This is a genomic window from Agrococcus carbonis (assembly GCF_900104705.1).
Classification (GTDB): domain Bacteria; phylum Actinomycetota; class Actinomycetes; order Actinomycetales; family Microbacteriaceae; genus Agrococcus; species Agrococcus carbonis.
The window spans coordinates 862,746-876,700 of record NZ_LT629734.1 but is presented as its reverse complement, the minus strand read 5'-3'; the positions used below and the strand labels follow the sequence as shown (position 1 = coordinate 876,700).

The 13,955-nt window shown below is 75.1% G+C and carries 12 protein-coding genes; 9 read left to right on the top strand and 3 right to left on the bottom strand.

The window, feature by feature from the left end; all coding sequences use genetic code 11:
• Window positions 1-24: 24 nt before the first annotated feature.
• Window positions 25-1,203, bottom strand: coding sequence for an acyl-CoA dehydrogenase family protein (locus BLT67_RS04265; RefSeq protein ID WP_092665868.1), 1,179 nt, complete (start codon window positions 1,201-1,203; stop codon window positions 25-27).
• Between the two features lie 125 nt (window positions 1,204-1,328).
• Here BLT67_RS04265 and manA point away from each other — a divergent pair, with 125 nt between their 5' ends.
• The 5 genes from manA (at window position 1,329) to BLT67_RS04240 (ending at window position 8,452) form a co-directional block, all read left to right on the top strand.
• Complete coding sequence (gene manA, locus BLT67_RS04260; RefSeq protein ID WP_231945582.1) at window positions 1,329-2,459, top strand: mannose-6-phosphate isomerase, class I; 1,131 nt, start codon at window positions 1,329-1,331, stop codon at window positions 2,457-2,459.
• Window positions 2,460-2,664: 205 nt separating this feature from the next.
• Complete coding sequence (locus BLT67_RS04255; protein ID WP_172802039.1) at window positions 2,665-2,922, top strand: WhiB family transcriptional regulator; 258 nt, start codon at window positions 2,665-2,667, stop codon at window positions 2,920-2,922.
• Between the two features lie 30 nt (window positions 2,923-2,952).
• Entirely contained in the window at window positions 2,953-4,014 is a 1,062-nt protein-coding gene (locus BLT67_RS04250) for a glycosyltransferase family 2 protein (RefSeq protein ID WP_092665866.1), read from the top strand.
• 65 nt (window positions 4,015-4,079) lie between these two features.
• Window positions 4,080-6,854, top strand: a complete 2,775-nt coding sequence (locus tag BLT67_RS04245) for a glycosyltransferase family 2 protein (protein WP_092665865.1) — start codon at window positions 4,080-4,082, stop codon at window positions 6,852-6,854.
• A complete protein-coding gene (locus tag BLT67_RS04240) occupies window positions 6,851-8,452 on the top strand; it encodes a DUF5719 family protein (RefSeq protein ID WP_157674160.1) in 1,602 nt (533 codons plus the stop codon). The genes BLT67_RS04245 and BLT67_RS04240 overlap by 4 nt, the downstream gene beginning before the upstream one ends.
• Before the next feature lie 123 nt (window positions 8,453-8,575).
• Here the strand turns inward: BLT67_RS04240 and BLT67_RS04235 are convergent, their stop codons facing one another.
• A complete protein-coding gene (locus BLT67_RS04235) occupies window positions 8,576-8,998 on the bottom strand; it encodes a hypothetical protein (protein WP_092665863.1) in 423 nt (140 codons plus the stop codon).
• A 56-nt stretch (window positions 8,999-9,054) separates the two neighbouring features.
• Between BLT67_RS04235 and BLT67_RS04230 the strand changes: the two genes are divergently transcribed.
• Together BLT67_RS04230 and BLT67_RS04225 are read left to right on the top strand one after the other, a co-directional pair.
• Entirely contained in the window at window positions 9,055-9,330 is a 276-nt protein-coding gene (locus tag BLT67_RS04230) for a DUF3499 family protein (RefSeq protein ID WP_092665862.1), read from the top strand.
• Window positions 9,331-9,337: 7 nt separating this feature from the next.
• Complete coding sequence (locus BLT67_RS04225) at window positions 9,338-10,726, top strand: phosphomannomutase/phosphoglucomutase (protein ID WP_092665861.1); 1,389 nt, start codon at window positions 9,338-9,340, stop codon at window positions 10,724-10,726.
• A gap of 34 nt (window positions 10,727-10,760) precedes the next feature.
• Here BLT67_RS04225 and BLT67_RS04220 read toward each other — a convergent pair whose 3' ends face one another.
• Window positions 10,761-11,546 (bottom strand): SGNH/GDSL hydrolase family protein, encoded by a 786-nt coding sequence (locus tag BLT67_RS04220; protein WP_092665860.1) that lies wholly within the window; start codon window positions 11,544-11,546, stop codon window positions 10,761-10,763.
• 80 nt (window positions 11,547-11,626) lie between these two features.
• Between BLT67_RS04220 and galU the strand changes: the two genes are divergently transcribed.
• Window positions 11,627-12,520 carry a UTP--glucose-1-phosphate uridylyltransferase GalU gene (gene galU, locus BLT67_RS04215; RefSeq protein WP_092665859.1) on the top strand — a complete coding sequence of 298 codons (894 nt, stop codon included), beginning with the start codon at window positions 11,627-11,629 and terminating at the stop codon, window positions 12,518-12,520.
• Window positions 12,521-12,534: 14 nt separating this feature from the next.
• Entirely contained in the window at window positions 12,535-13,953 is a 1,419-nt protein-coding gene (locus BLT67_RS04210) for a sugar nucleotide-binding protein (RefSeq protein ID WP_092665858.1), read from the top strand.
• Window positions 13,954-13,955: the final 2 nt, after the last annotated feature.

Below are 13,955 nucleotides of genomic sequence, written 5' to 3'. Positions count from 1 at the left end.
CCGTCCCGGGCGCCGGGTCGGCGCTCAGGCGAACGCCGACGTCCCGCTGATCGCCCGTCCGACGATCAGCGCATTCATCTGCGCCGTGCCCTCGTAGGTGTAGAGCGCCTCCGCGTCGGCGAAGAAGCGCGCGACGTCGTAGTCCGTGACGATGCCGTTGCCGCCGCAGACCTCGCGGCACCACGAGACGACCTCGCGCATCCGCGTCGTCGCATAGGCCTTCGCGAGCGCCGAGTGCGCGTCCTCCTGCCGGCCCTCGTCGAGCATCCGCGACACCTGCACGCACAGCGCGATCGACGCGGTGATGTGGCCGAGCGACTTCGCCAGCAGGTCCTGCACGAGCTGGTGGCCGGCGAGCGGCTTGCCGAACTGCTCCCGCTCGGTCGTGTAGCGCACCGCCGCCTCGTACGCGCCGATCATGACGCCGACGGCGCTCCACGCGACCTCGGCGCGGGTGAGCCGCAGCACGCGCGCGGTGTCGCGGAAGCTCGCAGCCCCCTGCAGGCGCATCGACTCGGGCACGCGCACGCCGTCGAGCACGATGTCGGCGTTCTGCACCATGCGGAGCGAGATCTTGCGCTCGATCTTCGTGGCGGTGAACCCGGGGCTGTCCGTGGGCACGATGAAGCCCTTGACCTGGCCGTCCTCGGTGTCCTTCGCCCAGACGACCACGACATCCGCGTGGGTCGCGTTGCCGATCCAGCGCTTGGCGCCGTCGATGACCCACTCGTCGCCGTCGCGGCGCGCGGTCGTCCGCAGGCCCTGGGCGGCGTCGGAGCCCGAGAGCGGCTCCGTGAGGCCGAACGCGCCCACGACCGAGCAGTCGGCGAGCCTCGGCAGCCACTCGGCGCGCTGCTCGGCGCTCCCGCACACGCCGATCGAGCCCGCGACCAAGCCGTTCTGCACGCCGACGAAGGTCGAGACGGATGCGTCGATGCGGCTCATCTCGAGGGCGACCCAGCCGCGGTAGACCGCCGAGTTCTCGAACCGGGCGCTCTCGGCCCACCCCGGCCCGACCACGCCCAGCGCCGCGATGCCGGGGATGAGCTGCATCGGGAACGCGTCGGCGTGCCAGTGCTCGTCGATCACCGGCCGCACCTCGTCATCCATGAAGGCGCGGATCTCGGCGAGCGAGGCCTGCTCGGCCTCGCTCAGGTCGGCGGCGAAGCCGTAGAAGTCGCTCGTGAGCGGCGTGAACGTCATCGGTCCTCGGTTCTGTCTCGGTGGGCGGCGGGCATCGCCGCGGTGCGCCCAGGCTACGGGCGGCGGGCGGGGAGCGGCCGGGCCGTTGGTACGCTCGTGCCAATCTGCCGGAAGGAGACCGCGGCGTGTTTGTGCCGATCGCCAACGAGCCGAGGGCCTATGCGTGGGGCAGCCCGTCGCTGCTCGCCGAGTACCTCGGCCGCACCCCCTCCGGCGGCCCCGAGGCCGAGCTGTGGCTCGGCGCGCACCCGGGCTGCCCCGCGCGGGTGACGGCGGGCGCGCACGCGGGGCGCGAGCTCGGGCAGGCGATCGCCGCGCACGGCGGGCGAGAGCCCGCGATGCTGCTCAAGGTGCTCGCGGCGGCCGAGCCGCTCTCGCTGCAGGCGCACCCGGATGCGGCTCGCGCGCGAGCGGGATTCGCGCGCGAGGACGCGGCGGGCGTCGACCGCGACGCGCCGCACCGCAACTACCGCGATCCGTTCCCCAAGCCCGAGCTGATCGTCGCCGTCACGCCGTTCGAGGCGCTGAGCGGCTTCCGGCCAACGGGCGAGGCCGTGCGCGTGCTCGAGGCGCTCGCGCGCGCCGACGCGCGGATCGTGCCCGTCGTCGCGCACGCGCGCTCGGGCGACGCGCTCGCATGGCTGCTCTCGGGAGCGCCCGAGGTGGCGCCCGCCGTCGCGGCCGCGCCGGCCGCCGCGCTCGCGGTCGCGGGCGAGCTGCCGGTCGAGGCCGACACCGTCGCGCGGCTCGCGGCGACGCACCCCGGTGACCCCGGCATCCTCGTCGCGCTCCTGCTCAACCGGCTCTCGCTCGCGCCCGGCGAGGCCCTCTACCTGCCCGCCGGCAACCTGCACGCGTACCTCGAGGGGCTCGGCATCGAGCTCATGGGCCCGAGCGACAACGTGCTGCGCGGCGGGCTCACGCCCAAGCACGTCGATGTCGCCGAGCTGCTCGCGGTCGTCGACCCGACGCCGCTGGCCGACCCCCGGCTGCCCGCGGTCGAGCTCGACGGTGCCATCGCCTACCGGCCCGCCGCGCCGTTCGAGCTGCGTCGGGTGCACGGCGAGCACCGCGTCGCCGAGGGTCGCGCGCTCGTGCTCGCGGTGCAGCCCGCGCGCGTCGAGGTCGACGGGGAGCGCCGCGAGCTCGCGTCGGGCGAGGGCGCATGGATCGACAGCGGCGCGGCGTGGGTGGTCGACTCGGGCGAGGCTTGGGTGGCCCTCGAGCGCGACACGCCGGACGTCGCTGCGGGCTAGGATGCCGCGACACTCCTATGATCCTCGACTTGACGCGAGGCGAACTACACCGGTGTAATTGGTGGAACGCGGGCCCGGCCGGGGTCCCGCAGAAACCGGGGGAGCCATGCGAGAGGGAGTGCAGCGCAGCACGACAGCAGCGCGAGGCATCGAGGAGGGCTCGCTGCGACGCGGTGTGCCCGGCGACTGGTTCGTCGACCCCGTCATGCTCGGAGTGCCGGGCGTCCGCAACGACGCGGACGACCACCCGCTGGCATGGCAGGCCGACGCGCTCTGCGCCGAGACCGACCCGGAGGCGTTCTTCCCGGAGAAGGGCGGCTCCACGCGCGACGCCAAGCGCATCTGCGAGACGTGCGACGTGCGGCAGCAGTGCCTCGAGTATGCGCTCGAGAACGACGAGCGCTTCGGCATCTGGGGCGGGCTCTCCGAGCGCGAGCGGCGCAAGCTGCGCAAGCTCGCCTGAGTGCGGACGACCGTGAGGGTCGTCCTGACGATGATGGTCCGCGATGAGGCGGACGTCATCGCAGCGACCATCGAGCACCACCTCGCCGAGGGCATCGACCGCATCCTCGTCACCGACAACGCCTCCGTCGACGGCACGCGCGAGATCCTCGCCGAGTACGCGCGCATCGCTCCCGTCACCGTCTTCGACGATCCGGAGCACCGCAAGCAGCAGGCCGAGGTCGTCACGCGCATGGCGCGGCAGGCCGCGACCGAGCACGGCGCCGACTGGGTGATCAACGGCGACGCCGACGAGTTCGTGCTCGCGCGCGAGGGCACGGTCGCCGAGGCGCTCGCGGCCGCGCCGACGGCGATCGGCGCCTTCCCGGCGCCGGTGCACAACCTCGTCGGCCCGACCGCCCGCCGCGGCTCGGGTCTCGCGACGCGCATGCACTGGCGCGACGAGCGCTCGCCCGAGCAGCTCGCCGCCGCCGGTGTGCAGGCGCAGCCGACGCCGAACGCGATCCACGTGGCCGACCCGTCCGTCGAGGTCGCGCAGGGCAACCACTTCGTCTCGACGCCGCAGCGCTTCGCCGCCGAGGGCGCCTTCGGGCTCGAGGTGCTGCACGTGCCGTGGCGCTCGTGGGAGCAGTTCGAGCGGAAGACCGTGAACATGGGGCGCGGCTACGAGGCGTCGCCATCGCTCGACCCGAGCCCCAACCACCACGGGATGCGCGACTGGCGGCGCTGGAAGGCCGGCATCCTGCTGCCGTTCTACCTCGCCCGCACACCCGTCGACGACGCCGACTTCGGCGCGGGGTTCGTGCGCGACGACCGGCTCGCCGAGCGGCTCGCGGGCCTCGACGCGCTCCTGCCCGAGCGGCTGGCCGAGGCGATCGACCCGGCGCGCGACGAACCCTTCGACCGCGACGAGGTGCGGGCGATGCTCGCGCGCGAGCGCGACCTGCACGAGCTCGACGAGGCGTTCCACACCGCGATCGCCGGCGAGATCGCGCGGCGCCAGGCGCTCGAGCGCCGTGCCATCACCCCCGAGCGCCTCGCACGGGGCGTGCGCCGGGTCGGGCGCGAGATCGCCCGCCGCATCCGCCGCTGATCGCGTTCGGCGGCACACCGATCGCAACCGCGGTCCGCGGTGGGGACCGCACCTAGCCTTGCTGGGTGCATCCGAGGGTCTTCGCCGTGCTCGCGGCCAGCAATGGCGCCGCGTACCTGCCGGCGACCCTCGCGGCGATCGAGGCGCAGACCGCGGCGCCCGAGCGGCTCATCGCCGTCGACGGCGCGTCGAAGGACGGCACGCGCGCGATCCTCGAGTCGTCGACCGCGCGAGGCGTGCTCGCCGCCCAGCGCCTCCCCTACGGGCAGCTGATCGGCAAGGGCGTCGCGTCGCTGCCGCCGGCGCAGGAGGGCGACTGGCTCTGGCTGCTCGCCCACGACGCGCGACCGCACCCGCGCGCGCTGCAGGCGCTGCTCGCGCACGTCGACGCCAACCCGAGCGTCGCGGTCGTCGGCCCGAAGGTCATGCGCGCCGACGAGCCCGATCGCTTCGCCGAGTACGGCCAGACGATGACGCCCTTCGGCCGCAGCCTGCTGCTGCACGAGGGCGAGCTCGACCAGGGCCAGCACGACGACGAGAGCGACCGGCTCGGGGTCGCCGAGTCGGGACTGCTCGTGCGGCGCGACGTCTTCGACGCGCTCGGGGGCTTCGACCCGGCGCTGCGGTCGATCGACGCCGGCCTCGACCTCGGCGTGCGCGCGCGGCTCGCCGGGCACCGCGTCGCCGTCGAGCCGCGCGCCCGCGTGCGGCGCGCGGGCGGCCCCGAGCACTTCGCGGCCCGCTCGGTCAGCGATGCGCAGCGCGTCGCCGCCGCCCGCCGCGCGCAGCTGCATCGCCGACTCGTCTACGCCAACCCCGTCGCGATGGTGCTGCACTGGCTCGTGCTGCTGCCGCTCGCGGTGATGCGCAGCCTGCTGCACCTGCTGGCCAAGCGCCCGGCCGCGGTGCTCGCGGAGTGGCGCGCGACCCTCCTCGCGCTCGTCGGCATCGCGCCCGTCGCGCGGGCGAGGCGGCGCATCGCCGCGACGCGACGCGCAGGCTGGCGCGCGCTGCGGCCCCTCCGCGCATCCTGGCGATCGGTGCGCTCGCGGCAGCGGGCGATGGGCGACCCGTCGCGCATGCGGCTCGCGGCGGACGAGCGCGTCGGATTCGTCGAGGGCGCGGGCCTGTGGGTCACGGCGCTCGCGGTGATCGTCGGGATCGTGCTCTCGCCGCAGCTGCTCGGCGCCCAGGCGGCGACGGGCGGCGCGATGTTGCCGCTCTCGGGCTCGCTCGCGGAGCTCTGGTCGCACGCGCTCGCCGGCCCGCGCGACGCGCTCGGCGAGGTCGTCGGACCGGCCGACCCCTTCGTCCTCGTGCTCGCGCTGCTCGGCACCGTGACGCCGTGGGCGCCGTCGACCGCTGTCGTGCTGCTGCTCCTCCTCGCGCCCGCGATCGCGTCGGTCACCGCGTTCTTCGCGGTGCGCCGGATGACGACGTCGCGCTGGGCGCCCGCGGTCGCCGCCGCGGTGTGGGCGCTCTCGCCCATCCTGCTCGCGGCCATCGTCGACGGTCGGCTCGGCGCCCTGCTCGCCCACCTCGCGCTGCCGCTCGCCGTCTGCGGCATGCTGCGCGCCCACACCTCGTGGCGCGCGGCCGGCGCCGCCGCGATCCCGCTCGCGATCGTCGTCGCGGGCGCACCGGTGCTGCTGCCGGCGATGCTGCTGCTCGCGATCGTGGCGATGGGCTCGGGGTGGCGATCGCCGCTGCGACCGCTCGCGGCGCTCGTGCCCGCGGCCGCGCTGCTCGGTCCGGTCGTCGTCGCGCGCTGGATCGAGGGGGTGCCGCTCGCAGCGCTCGCCGACCCCGGGGTGCCCAAGGCGTCGGCCGTCCCCGACCCGATCGATGTTGCGCTGCTCGCGCCCGACGCGACGCTCGCCGCGCTCGAGGGCGTGGTGTCGTCGCTCGCACCGGATGCGGACGCCGGGTGGTTCGCGCTCGGCCTGCTCGCGCCGCTCGCGCTCGCGGCCCTCGCGGGCGTCGTCCTCCGCCCGGCGCTCGCGTGGCCGTGGCTCGCGCTGCTGCTCGCGGGCTACAGCACCGGGATCGCGTCGACGCGCCTCGCGCTCACGAGCCTCGCGGGCGAGCCTGTCACCGTCTGGGCCGGCAGCGGCGCCTCGCTCATGCTCATCGGACTGCTCGGGCTCGCGCTCGTCGCCGTCGAGGTCGACGACCGGCGCGGCGCGGTGCCGGGCGGCTTCGTCGCCCTCGCCGCGATCGTCGCCGCGCTCCCGATCATCGCGACGTCGTTCCTGGCACCCGCGACCGTGATCGCCGCACCCGAGCGTCGCATGCCCGCGTTCGTGGACGCGGCCGCGGAGCGCGACGCCGCGGTCGGGACGGTCGTGCTGCAGCCGCTCGCGGAGGGCGTGCTCCGCGTCGACGTCGAGCGCGGCCGCGGCATCGCGCTCGACGACTTCTCGACCTCCGAGCTCGTGCGGCAGGACGCGGGCGCGACCGAGGCGGCGCTCGCGCAGGTGGCGGTCGACATGGCCGCCGGCGGCGACTCGGACGTCGCCGGCCTGCTCGACGAGCACGGCGTGCACTTCGTGCTGCTCGAGGAGGGCCGCGAGGGGGCGGCGGGCGTGCACGACCGCGCCCAGCGCTCGCTCGACGCGCGCGGCGACCTCCAGGCGATCGGCCAGACGAACGCGGGGCTGCTGTGGCAGCGCGTCGACGCCGCCGGTGCGCAGCCGCTCGAGCGGCCCGACTGGGCGGGATGGCTGCTGCTCGGGCAGCTCGTCGCGCTCGGCGGTGCCGTCGTCGCCGCCCTGCCGTCGCTGCGCCGGGGCGCGCGCGTGCGCACGCGGCGGCTCGAGGAGACGGGGGAGTGGCGATGACCGGCACGGATCGGGACCTGGGCCCGCTCGACGACTCGCAGGAGTTCGACGACCCCTCGCCGATCGAGGACGGCGAGCCGCCGCGCGCGCACCGCCCCGCGCCGGAGGAGCTCGCGCTCGAGGCCGACGCCGCCGAACGCGCCCCCGCGGAGGGCGACATCGCGAGCGACGTCGAGCTCACCGACCGCGAGGCGGCGGCGAACGCGGCTGCCGAGGAGCGCCGCGGGGTCGAGCGCCGCGACGTCGTCCGCTGGAGCGCCCGCGCGCTCGCGGGCGTCGCGGCCGTCGCGCTCGGCGTCGGCGCCGTGCTCGGCGCGGGCGCGGTGCCCGAGGACGCGCGCGTGCGCGCGGAGCCGCCCTCGACGCACGTCCAGCCCGCGTCGCCGCTGCAGTCGCGCGCGTGCGCGGGGCCGGCGCTGCGCGTCGGCACCTCCGACGGGGACGACGCGCAAGCCGTCGCGCAGGTCGCCGAGCCCGAGGTCGTGGTCGGGAGCCTCGGCGGCGACGTGGAGCGCGCCGCGACGACCGTGCCGGGCGACGACGGCGTGGACGGCGGCGAGAGCGTCGTGCAGCGCGGCGAGTCGTCGACCCTCTCGGCGGCCCAGAGCGTGTCGGTCGACGTCGACGCCGTGCGCGGCTACGCCGTGAGCGAGTGCAGCGAGACCCGGCTCGACCAGTGGCTCGTCGGCGGATCCACCCGCACGGGTCGGCAGGCCGTGCTCACGATCGCCAACGCATCCTCGGTCGGCGCGAGCGTCGACGTGACGGTGTTCGGGCCCGACGGCCCCACCGAGACGGTGGGCTCGACGGGCATCGCGGTCGCGCCGGGCACCGTCGAGGTGCTCGACCTCGCCGCCATCGCCCCCGGGGTGCCGGATGCGGTGGTGCGGGTGTCGTCGACGGGCGCGCCGGTCGCCGCGCACCTGCAGCAGACGGTCACCCGCGGGCTCGACCGGGGCGGGTTCGACGTCGTCGACCCGGTGACGGCGCTCACGAGCGCCGTGCTGCCGGCCGTCGCCGTGACGGAGCCCTCAGGGCTCGAGACGCAGCCCGACTACGACGACGCCGTGCCCGTGCTGCGGCTCCTGTCGCCCGCCGGCGGCGCCGTGCGGCTCGCGTTCGAGTCGTCCGACGGCTCGACCGTCGAGTCGGAGGGCGTGCTGGAGGCCGGCCGGGTGACCGACTTCCCCCTCGAGGAGCTGCCCGTCGGCACGCTCGCGATCCGGGTCGAGGCGGACTCGCCCGTCGTCGCGGGGGCGCGCGTCGTCGCGATCTCCGGCGAGGGCAACGACTTCGACTGGATCGCAGGCGGCCAGCCGCGATCAGGCACCTCGGCGATCGCCGTGCCGCCCGGCCCCGGCGCGACCGTGCACGTCGTGAGCGCCGCCGACGCCGACCAGGAGGTCGTGGTCGACGGCGAGGCGCTCGCGCTGCCGGCCGGTGGGATGCTCGAGCAGCGCGTCGAGGGCGGCCGCGCGGTCGAGGTGACGGGCGACGACGTCGTCGTCTCCGTCGCCTATCGCAGCGGCAGCGACGTCGGCGGCTTCACCGCGAGCCCGCAGGGGCCGACCGCCCAGGGCGTGCTCGTGCTCCACTGAGCGCGGCACGTCGAGAGAACCCTGTGCGGAGCGGGTCTCGCGACGCCTGCGGCCCGCCGGCCGCGGGCTCCTCGACCCTGAGCCCTCCGCGCTCACCGCGAGGGTGAGCGCTCCGGGCTCAGCTCAGTGGTGGCGCCAGCGGTCGGGCGCGATCTCCCACGGGTCGCGTCCGATGAGCTCCGCCGCGGCGCGGAAGACGGCGCCCTCGATCGCGATCTGCCGGTGCCAGGGGTCGTCGATGTGCACCCGCGGCAGCCGCTGCAGCGGCAGGCGGAAGATCGTGATGACGCGCCGCTCGGGGTCGACCGCCCACTCCGGCACCTCGTCGATCCGGCCGGCGAGCGCCCGCGGGGGCATGTCGGCCCACTGGAAGCGCACGTCGCCGAGCTCCGACGGCCACAGCGCCGTCACGTAGTCGGCCGCATCCGCCGCGATGTCCTCGAAGCGCGTTTCGCGCGACGAGAGGAACGGCAGCACGGGACCTGCGACGGAGGAGCGGATGCCGCGGCCGTGCCGCGATCCGCGGGATCGTGGACGGGCGGGCATGCCGCCATCCTACGTGTCGTCCGCCCGCGCGCCGCCGCGGCACTACCCTGGATCGGATGGACGACAGGGTGTGCTCGCGGCCCGGCTGCCGCCGGTACGCCGACCGCACCGTCACGGTCGACTACGCGGAGCAGCTCCTCGTCGTCGGCCCCCTGCAGCCCGCCAGCAGGCGCGGCGCGATCGAGGGCAGCTACGACCTCTGCGAGGAGCACGCCGATCGCCACGCGGGGCCGAGCGGGTGGCGGGTCGTCCGCCACCAGCCGGGCGACGCGAGCGCCGGAGCCCGACCCGGGCCCCGGCCAGTCCCCAGCTCCGGATTCGACAAGCGATAGAGGAACCATGGCGCTCAGCGAGATCGTGAAGGCGTACGACGTGCGAGGGCTCGTCGACGGCCAGCTGACCGAGGAGGTCGTGCGAGCCCTCGGCGCCGCGTTCGCCGACGAGGTCGGCACCGGCAGCCCCATCGTGATCGGCCACGACATGCGGCCGTCGTCGCCCGCGCTCGCGGCCGCGGCAGCCGACGGCGCGCTCGCGCGCGGCGCCGACGTCGTGCTCATCGGCCTGTGCTCGACCGACGGCACCTACTTCGCGTCGGGCTCGCTCGACGCTCCCGCGATGATGTTCACCGCATCCCACAACCCCGCCGCCTACAACGGCATCAAGTTCTCGCGCGCCGGCGCGCGCGGCGTGAGCCTCGACACGGGGCTCGCCACCATCCGCGACGGAGCGCAGCGCTACCTCGACGAGGGCCTCGTCGAGGTCGCCGAGCGCGGCACGCTCACCGAGCGCGACGTGCTCGCCGACTACGCAGCGCACCTGCGCTCGCTCGTCGACCTCTCGCGCATCCGGCCCCTCAAGGTCGTCGTGGATGCGGCGAACGGCATGGGCGGGATGACGGTGCCGGCGGTGCTCGGCGAGGCCGCGGGGCTGCCGGCGCTGCCGATCGAGATCGTGCCGATGTACTTCGAGCTCGACGGCACGTTCCCCAACCACGAGGCCAACCCGCTCGACCCGGCGAACCTCGTCGACCTGCAGGCGGCGGTCGTCGAGCACGGCGCCGACATCGGGCTCGCCTTCGACGGCGACGCCGACCGGTGCTTCGTGATCGACGAGCGCGGGGGAGCGGTCTCGCCCTCCGCCGTCGCCGCGATCGTCGCCGAGCGCGAGATCCGCCGCGTGCAGGCCGAGGGCGAGCAGGACGTCGTGGTGATCCACAACCTCATCACGAGCCGCGTCGTGCCCGAGGTGATCGCGGCCGCGGGCGCCACCCCCGTCCGCACGCGCGTGGGCCACTCGCTCATCAAGGACCGGATGGCCGAGACCGGCGCGGTCTTCGGCGGCGAGCACTCGGCGCACTACTACTTCCGCGACTTCTGGGGCGCCGACAACGGCATGCTCGCGGCGATGCACGTGCTCGCGACGCTCGGCGCCGACGACGAGCCCATGAGCTCGCTCGCGGCCCGCTACACGCCCTACTTCGCCTCCGGCGAGATCAACTCGACGGTCGCCGACGTGCCGGCCGCGTACACGCGGATCGTCGAGGCCTTCGCCGGCCGCGGCGAGCTCGACGAGCTCGATGGGCTCACGGTCACCTCGCCCGACGGCGCGTGGTGGTTCTCGGTGCGCCCGTCGAACACCGAGCCGCTGCTGCGGCTCAACGCCGAGGCCGAGCAGGACGCCACGATGCAGGCGATCCGCGACGAGGTGCTCGCGCTCATCCGCGCCTGACGCGGGCGGGCGCGCGCCGGGTCAGTCGGCTGGGTCAGTCCGCCGCCGCGAGCGCGTCGAGCCGCGCGTCGATGCGGTCGGCCATGAGCAGCAGCCCGTCGGCGGTCGGGTGGATGCCGTCGTCGGTGATGAGCTCCGGCCGGTGCCGGAAGAGGCCGCCGAGGTCGACGTGCTGCGCACCGATGCGCGCCGCGGCGCGCTCGACCCGCTCCTGGATCGGTTCCAGCTCGGGCGGCGGCGGGCCGTCGCTCCAGATCGGCGACGTCACGATGATCTCCTCGGTCGGGAACGCCGAGCGCAGGTCGTGGTAGAAGCGATCGATCGCAGGCCCGACGATGCGGAGGTCCAAGCCGGCGTCGTTGCGGCCGCCCGAGACGACGACGACGTCGGGGTCGGCGGCGAGCGCGTCGGCGATCACGCCCGGGTAGGCGACGCATCCGCCCGCCGGGCACCACGAGAGGTCGTGCGACTTGGCGTAGCCGGTGCCCGAGACGGCGAGGTTCACCGGCTCCCAGCCGCGCAGCTCCGCGAGCCGCTCGGTGAAGCCCACGCCCTCGAGCGGCGTGTTCTGCCCCGTGGTGTACGAGTCGCCGATGAAGACCGCGACGGGCGCCTCACCCTGCGGCTTCGGGTCGGCGGACTCCATGTGCCCGCCCGCGGGACTGTCGCCGCCCTGCACCTCGCTCGCCGCGAGCATCGGCGGCTCCGGCTGCTCGACGGCGCGCGCGCCGTAGGCGACGACCGCGGCGCCCGCGATGGCCGTCGCGACGAGCGCCGCGGTCAACCGCCGCCGATGGCCCCTCGACTCCCGCGCACGCATGCATCCATCGTACGGCGGGCGGCGGCCCGGACGGCCCGGCGTTCGCCGCGTGCGCACCCGGCACAAGTAGCCTGTTGCCCATGCCGAGATCCGTCACCAAGGCCGTCGTCCCCTCCGCTGGGCTCGGCACCAGGTTCCTCCCCGCGACCAAGGCGCTCCCGAAGGAGATGCTGCCGGTCGTCGACAAGCCCGTCATCCAGTACGTCGTCGAGGAGGCCGTGCGCGCGGGCCTGGGGGATGTGCTGTTCGTCACGGGGCGCAACAAGAACGCGCTCGAGAACCACTTCGACCGGGCGACCGAGCTCGAGGCCATCCTGATGAAGAAGGGCGACGAGAGCCGGCTCTCGCGCGTCGCCGAATCGACCGACCTCGCGAACGTGCACTACGTGCGCCAGGGCGACCCCAAGGGCCTCGGCCACGCCGTGCTGCGCTCGAAGGCGCACGTGGGCGCTCACCCCTTCGCGGTGCTGCTGGGCGACGACATCATCGACAGCCGCGACCTGCTGCTCGAGCGCATGCTCGACGTGCAGGAGCAGCGCGACACGACCGTCGTCGCGCTCATGGAGGTCGACCCGGCGCTCGCGCACCTCTACGGCATCGCGACGGTCGAGGCGACCGACGAGGACGACGTCGTGCGGGTCCGCGGCCTCGTCGAGAAGCCGGAGCCCGGCACCGCGCCCTCCAACCTCGCGATCGTCGGCCGCTACGTGCTCAAGCCCGAGATCTACCCCGTGCTCGAGCGCACTGAGCCCGGCCGCGGCGGCGAGATCCAGCTGACGGATGCGCTGCTGACGCTCGCCGAGGACGACGCGGCCGGGGGTGTCCACGGCGTCGTCTTCCGCGGGCGCCGCTACGACACGGGCGACCGGCTCGACTACATCAAGGCCAACGTGCAGCTCGCCGTCGAGCGCGACGACCTCGGCCCCGACCTGCGGGCGTGGCTGCGGGAGTTCGTCGCCGGGTTCGACCGCTGAGCCGGGGCGGCGGCATGGAGACGGGCAAGCAGCTCGGGGTGCGCGAGACGCCGATCCCGGGCCTCGTGGTGGTCGACCTCGCGGTGCACGGCGACAGCCGCGGCTGGTTCAAGGAGAACTGGCAGCGCGAGAAGCTGCTCGCGCTCGGGCTGCCCGACCTCGGGCCGGTGCAGAACAACATCTCGTTCAACGCCGAGCCCGGCGTGACGCGCGGCATCCACGCCGAGCCGTGGGACAAGTACGTCTCGGTCGCGTGCGGCCGCGTGTTCGGCGCGTGGGTCGACCTGCGCGAGGGCGCGTCCTTCGGCGCGACGTTCTCGATCGAGATCGACCCCTCGATCGCTGTGCTCGTGCCCCGCGGGGTCGGCAACGCCTTCCAGGCGCTCGAGCCCGGCACCGCCTACGCCTACCTCGTGAACGATCACTGGTCGGCCGCGGCGCAGGGCGAGTACACGTTCCTGAACCTCGCCGACGAGACGGCCGCGATCGACTGGCCGATCCCGCTCGAGCGGGCAGTGCTGAGCGAGAAGGACAAGGCGCACCCGCGGCTCGCCGACGTGACGCCGATGCCGCCGCGGCGGACGCTCGTGCTGGGCGCCGACGGGCAGCTCGGCCGCGCGCTGCGGCGGCGCTGGGCGGGCCGCTCCGACGTCGACTTCGCCGGTCGCGGCCGCATCGACCTCGCGCGACCCGAGACGCTCGAGGGCATCCGCTGGTCGAGCTACGGCACGATCGTCAACGCCGCGGCGTTCACGGCGGTGGATGCGGCCGAGACCGACGAGGGCCGCCGCGACGCGTGGGCGGTCAACGCCGCCGGGCCCGCGCTCCTCGCCCGCATCGCGACCGAGCACCGGCTCACGCTCGTGCACGTCTCGAGCGACTACGTCTTCGACGGCACGCTCGAGGAGCACCGCGAGGACGAGCCGATGAGCCCGCTCGGCGTGTACGGGCAGTCGAAGGCGGCCGGCGACCTCGCCGTCGCCACCGCCCCGCAGCACTACATCCTGCGCACCTCGTGGGTCGTGGGCGAGGGCCGCAACTTCGTCGCCACGATGCGCGGCCTCGCCGAGCGCGGCGTCGACCCGCGCGTCGTCGGCGACCAGGTCGGGCGCCTCACCTTCACCGACGACCTCGCAGCGGCCGTCGACCACCTGCTGGCCGTCGGCGCGCCCGCCGGCACCTACAACGTCTCGAACGGCGGCGAGCCGCTCACGTGGGCGCAGATCGCCCAGCGCGTCTTCGAGCGCGCCGGGCACGACCCCGCGCGCGTCACGCCGGTGAGCACCGAGGAGTACGACGCCGGGAAGGCCGGCATCGCACCCCGGCCGCGCCGCAGCGCCCTCGACCTCGCCCGCATCCGTTCGACGGGCTTCGAGCCCGCCGACCAGCTCGAGCGGCTCGACGCGTACGTCGCGGCGCTCGCCGACGGCTGACG

Coding starts and splice junctions, on each gene's coding strand:
- BLT67_RS04210 (WP_092665858.1), top strand. CDS start 12,535: ATGGAGACGGGCAAGCAGCTCGGGGTGCGCGAGACGCCGATCCCGGGC.
- BLT67_RS04230 (WP_092665862.1), top strand. CDS start 9,055: ATGGACGACAGGGTGTGCTCGCGGCCCGGCTGCCGCCGGTACGCCGAC.
- BLT67_RS04240 (WP_157674160.1), top strand. CDS start 6,851: ATGACCGGCACGGATCGGGACCTGGGCCCGCTCGACGACTCGCAGGAG.
- BLT67_RS04235 (WP_092665863.1), bottom strand. CDS start 8,998: ATGCCCGCCCGTCCACGATCCCGCGGATCGCGGCACGGCCGCGGCATC.
- galU (WP_092665859.1), top strand. CDS start 11,627: ATGCCGAGATCCGTCACCAAGGCCGTCGTCCCCTCCGCTGGGCTCGGC.
- BLT67_RS04250 (WP_092665866.1), top strand. CDS start 2,953: ATGATGGTCCGCGATGAGGCGGACGTCATCGCAGCGACCATCGAGCAC.
- BLT67_RS04225 (WP_092665861.1), top strand. CDS start 9,338: ATGGCGCTCAGCGAGATCGTGAAGGCGTACGACGTGCGAGGGCTCGTC.
- BLT67_RS04265 (WP_092665868.1), bottom strand. CDS start 1,203: ATGACGTTCACGCCGCTCACGAGCGACTTCTACGGCTTCGCCGCCGAC.
- BLT67_RS04255 (WP_172802039.1), top strand. CDS start 2,665: ATGCTCGGAGTGCCGGGCGTCCGCAACGACGCGGACGACCACCCGCTG.
- BLT67_RS04220 (WP_092665860.1), bottom strand. CDS start 11,546: ATGCGTGCGCGGGAGTCGAGGGGCCATCGGCGGCGGTTGACCGCGGCG.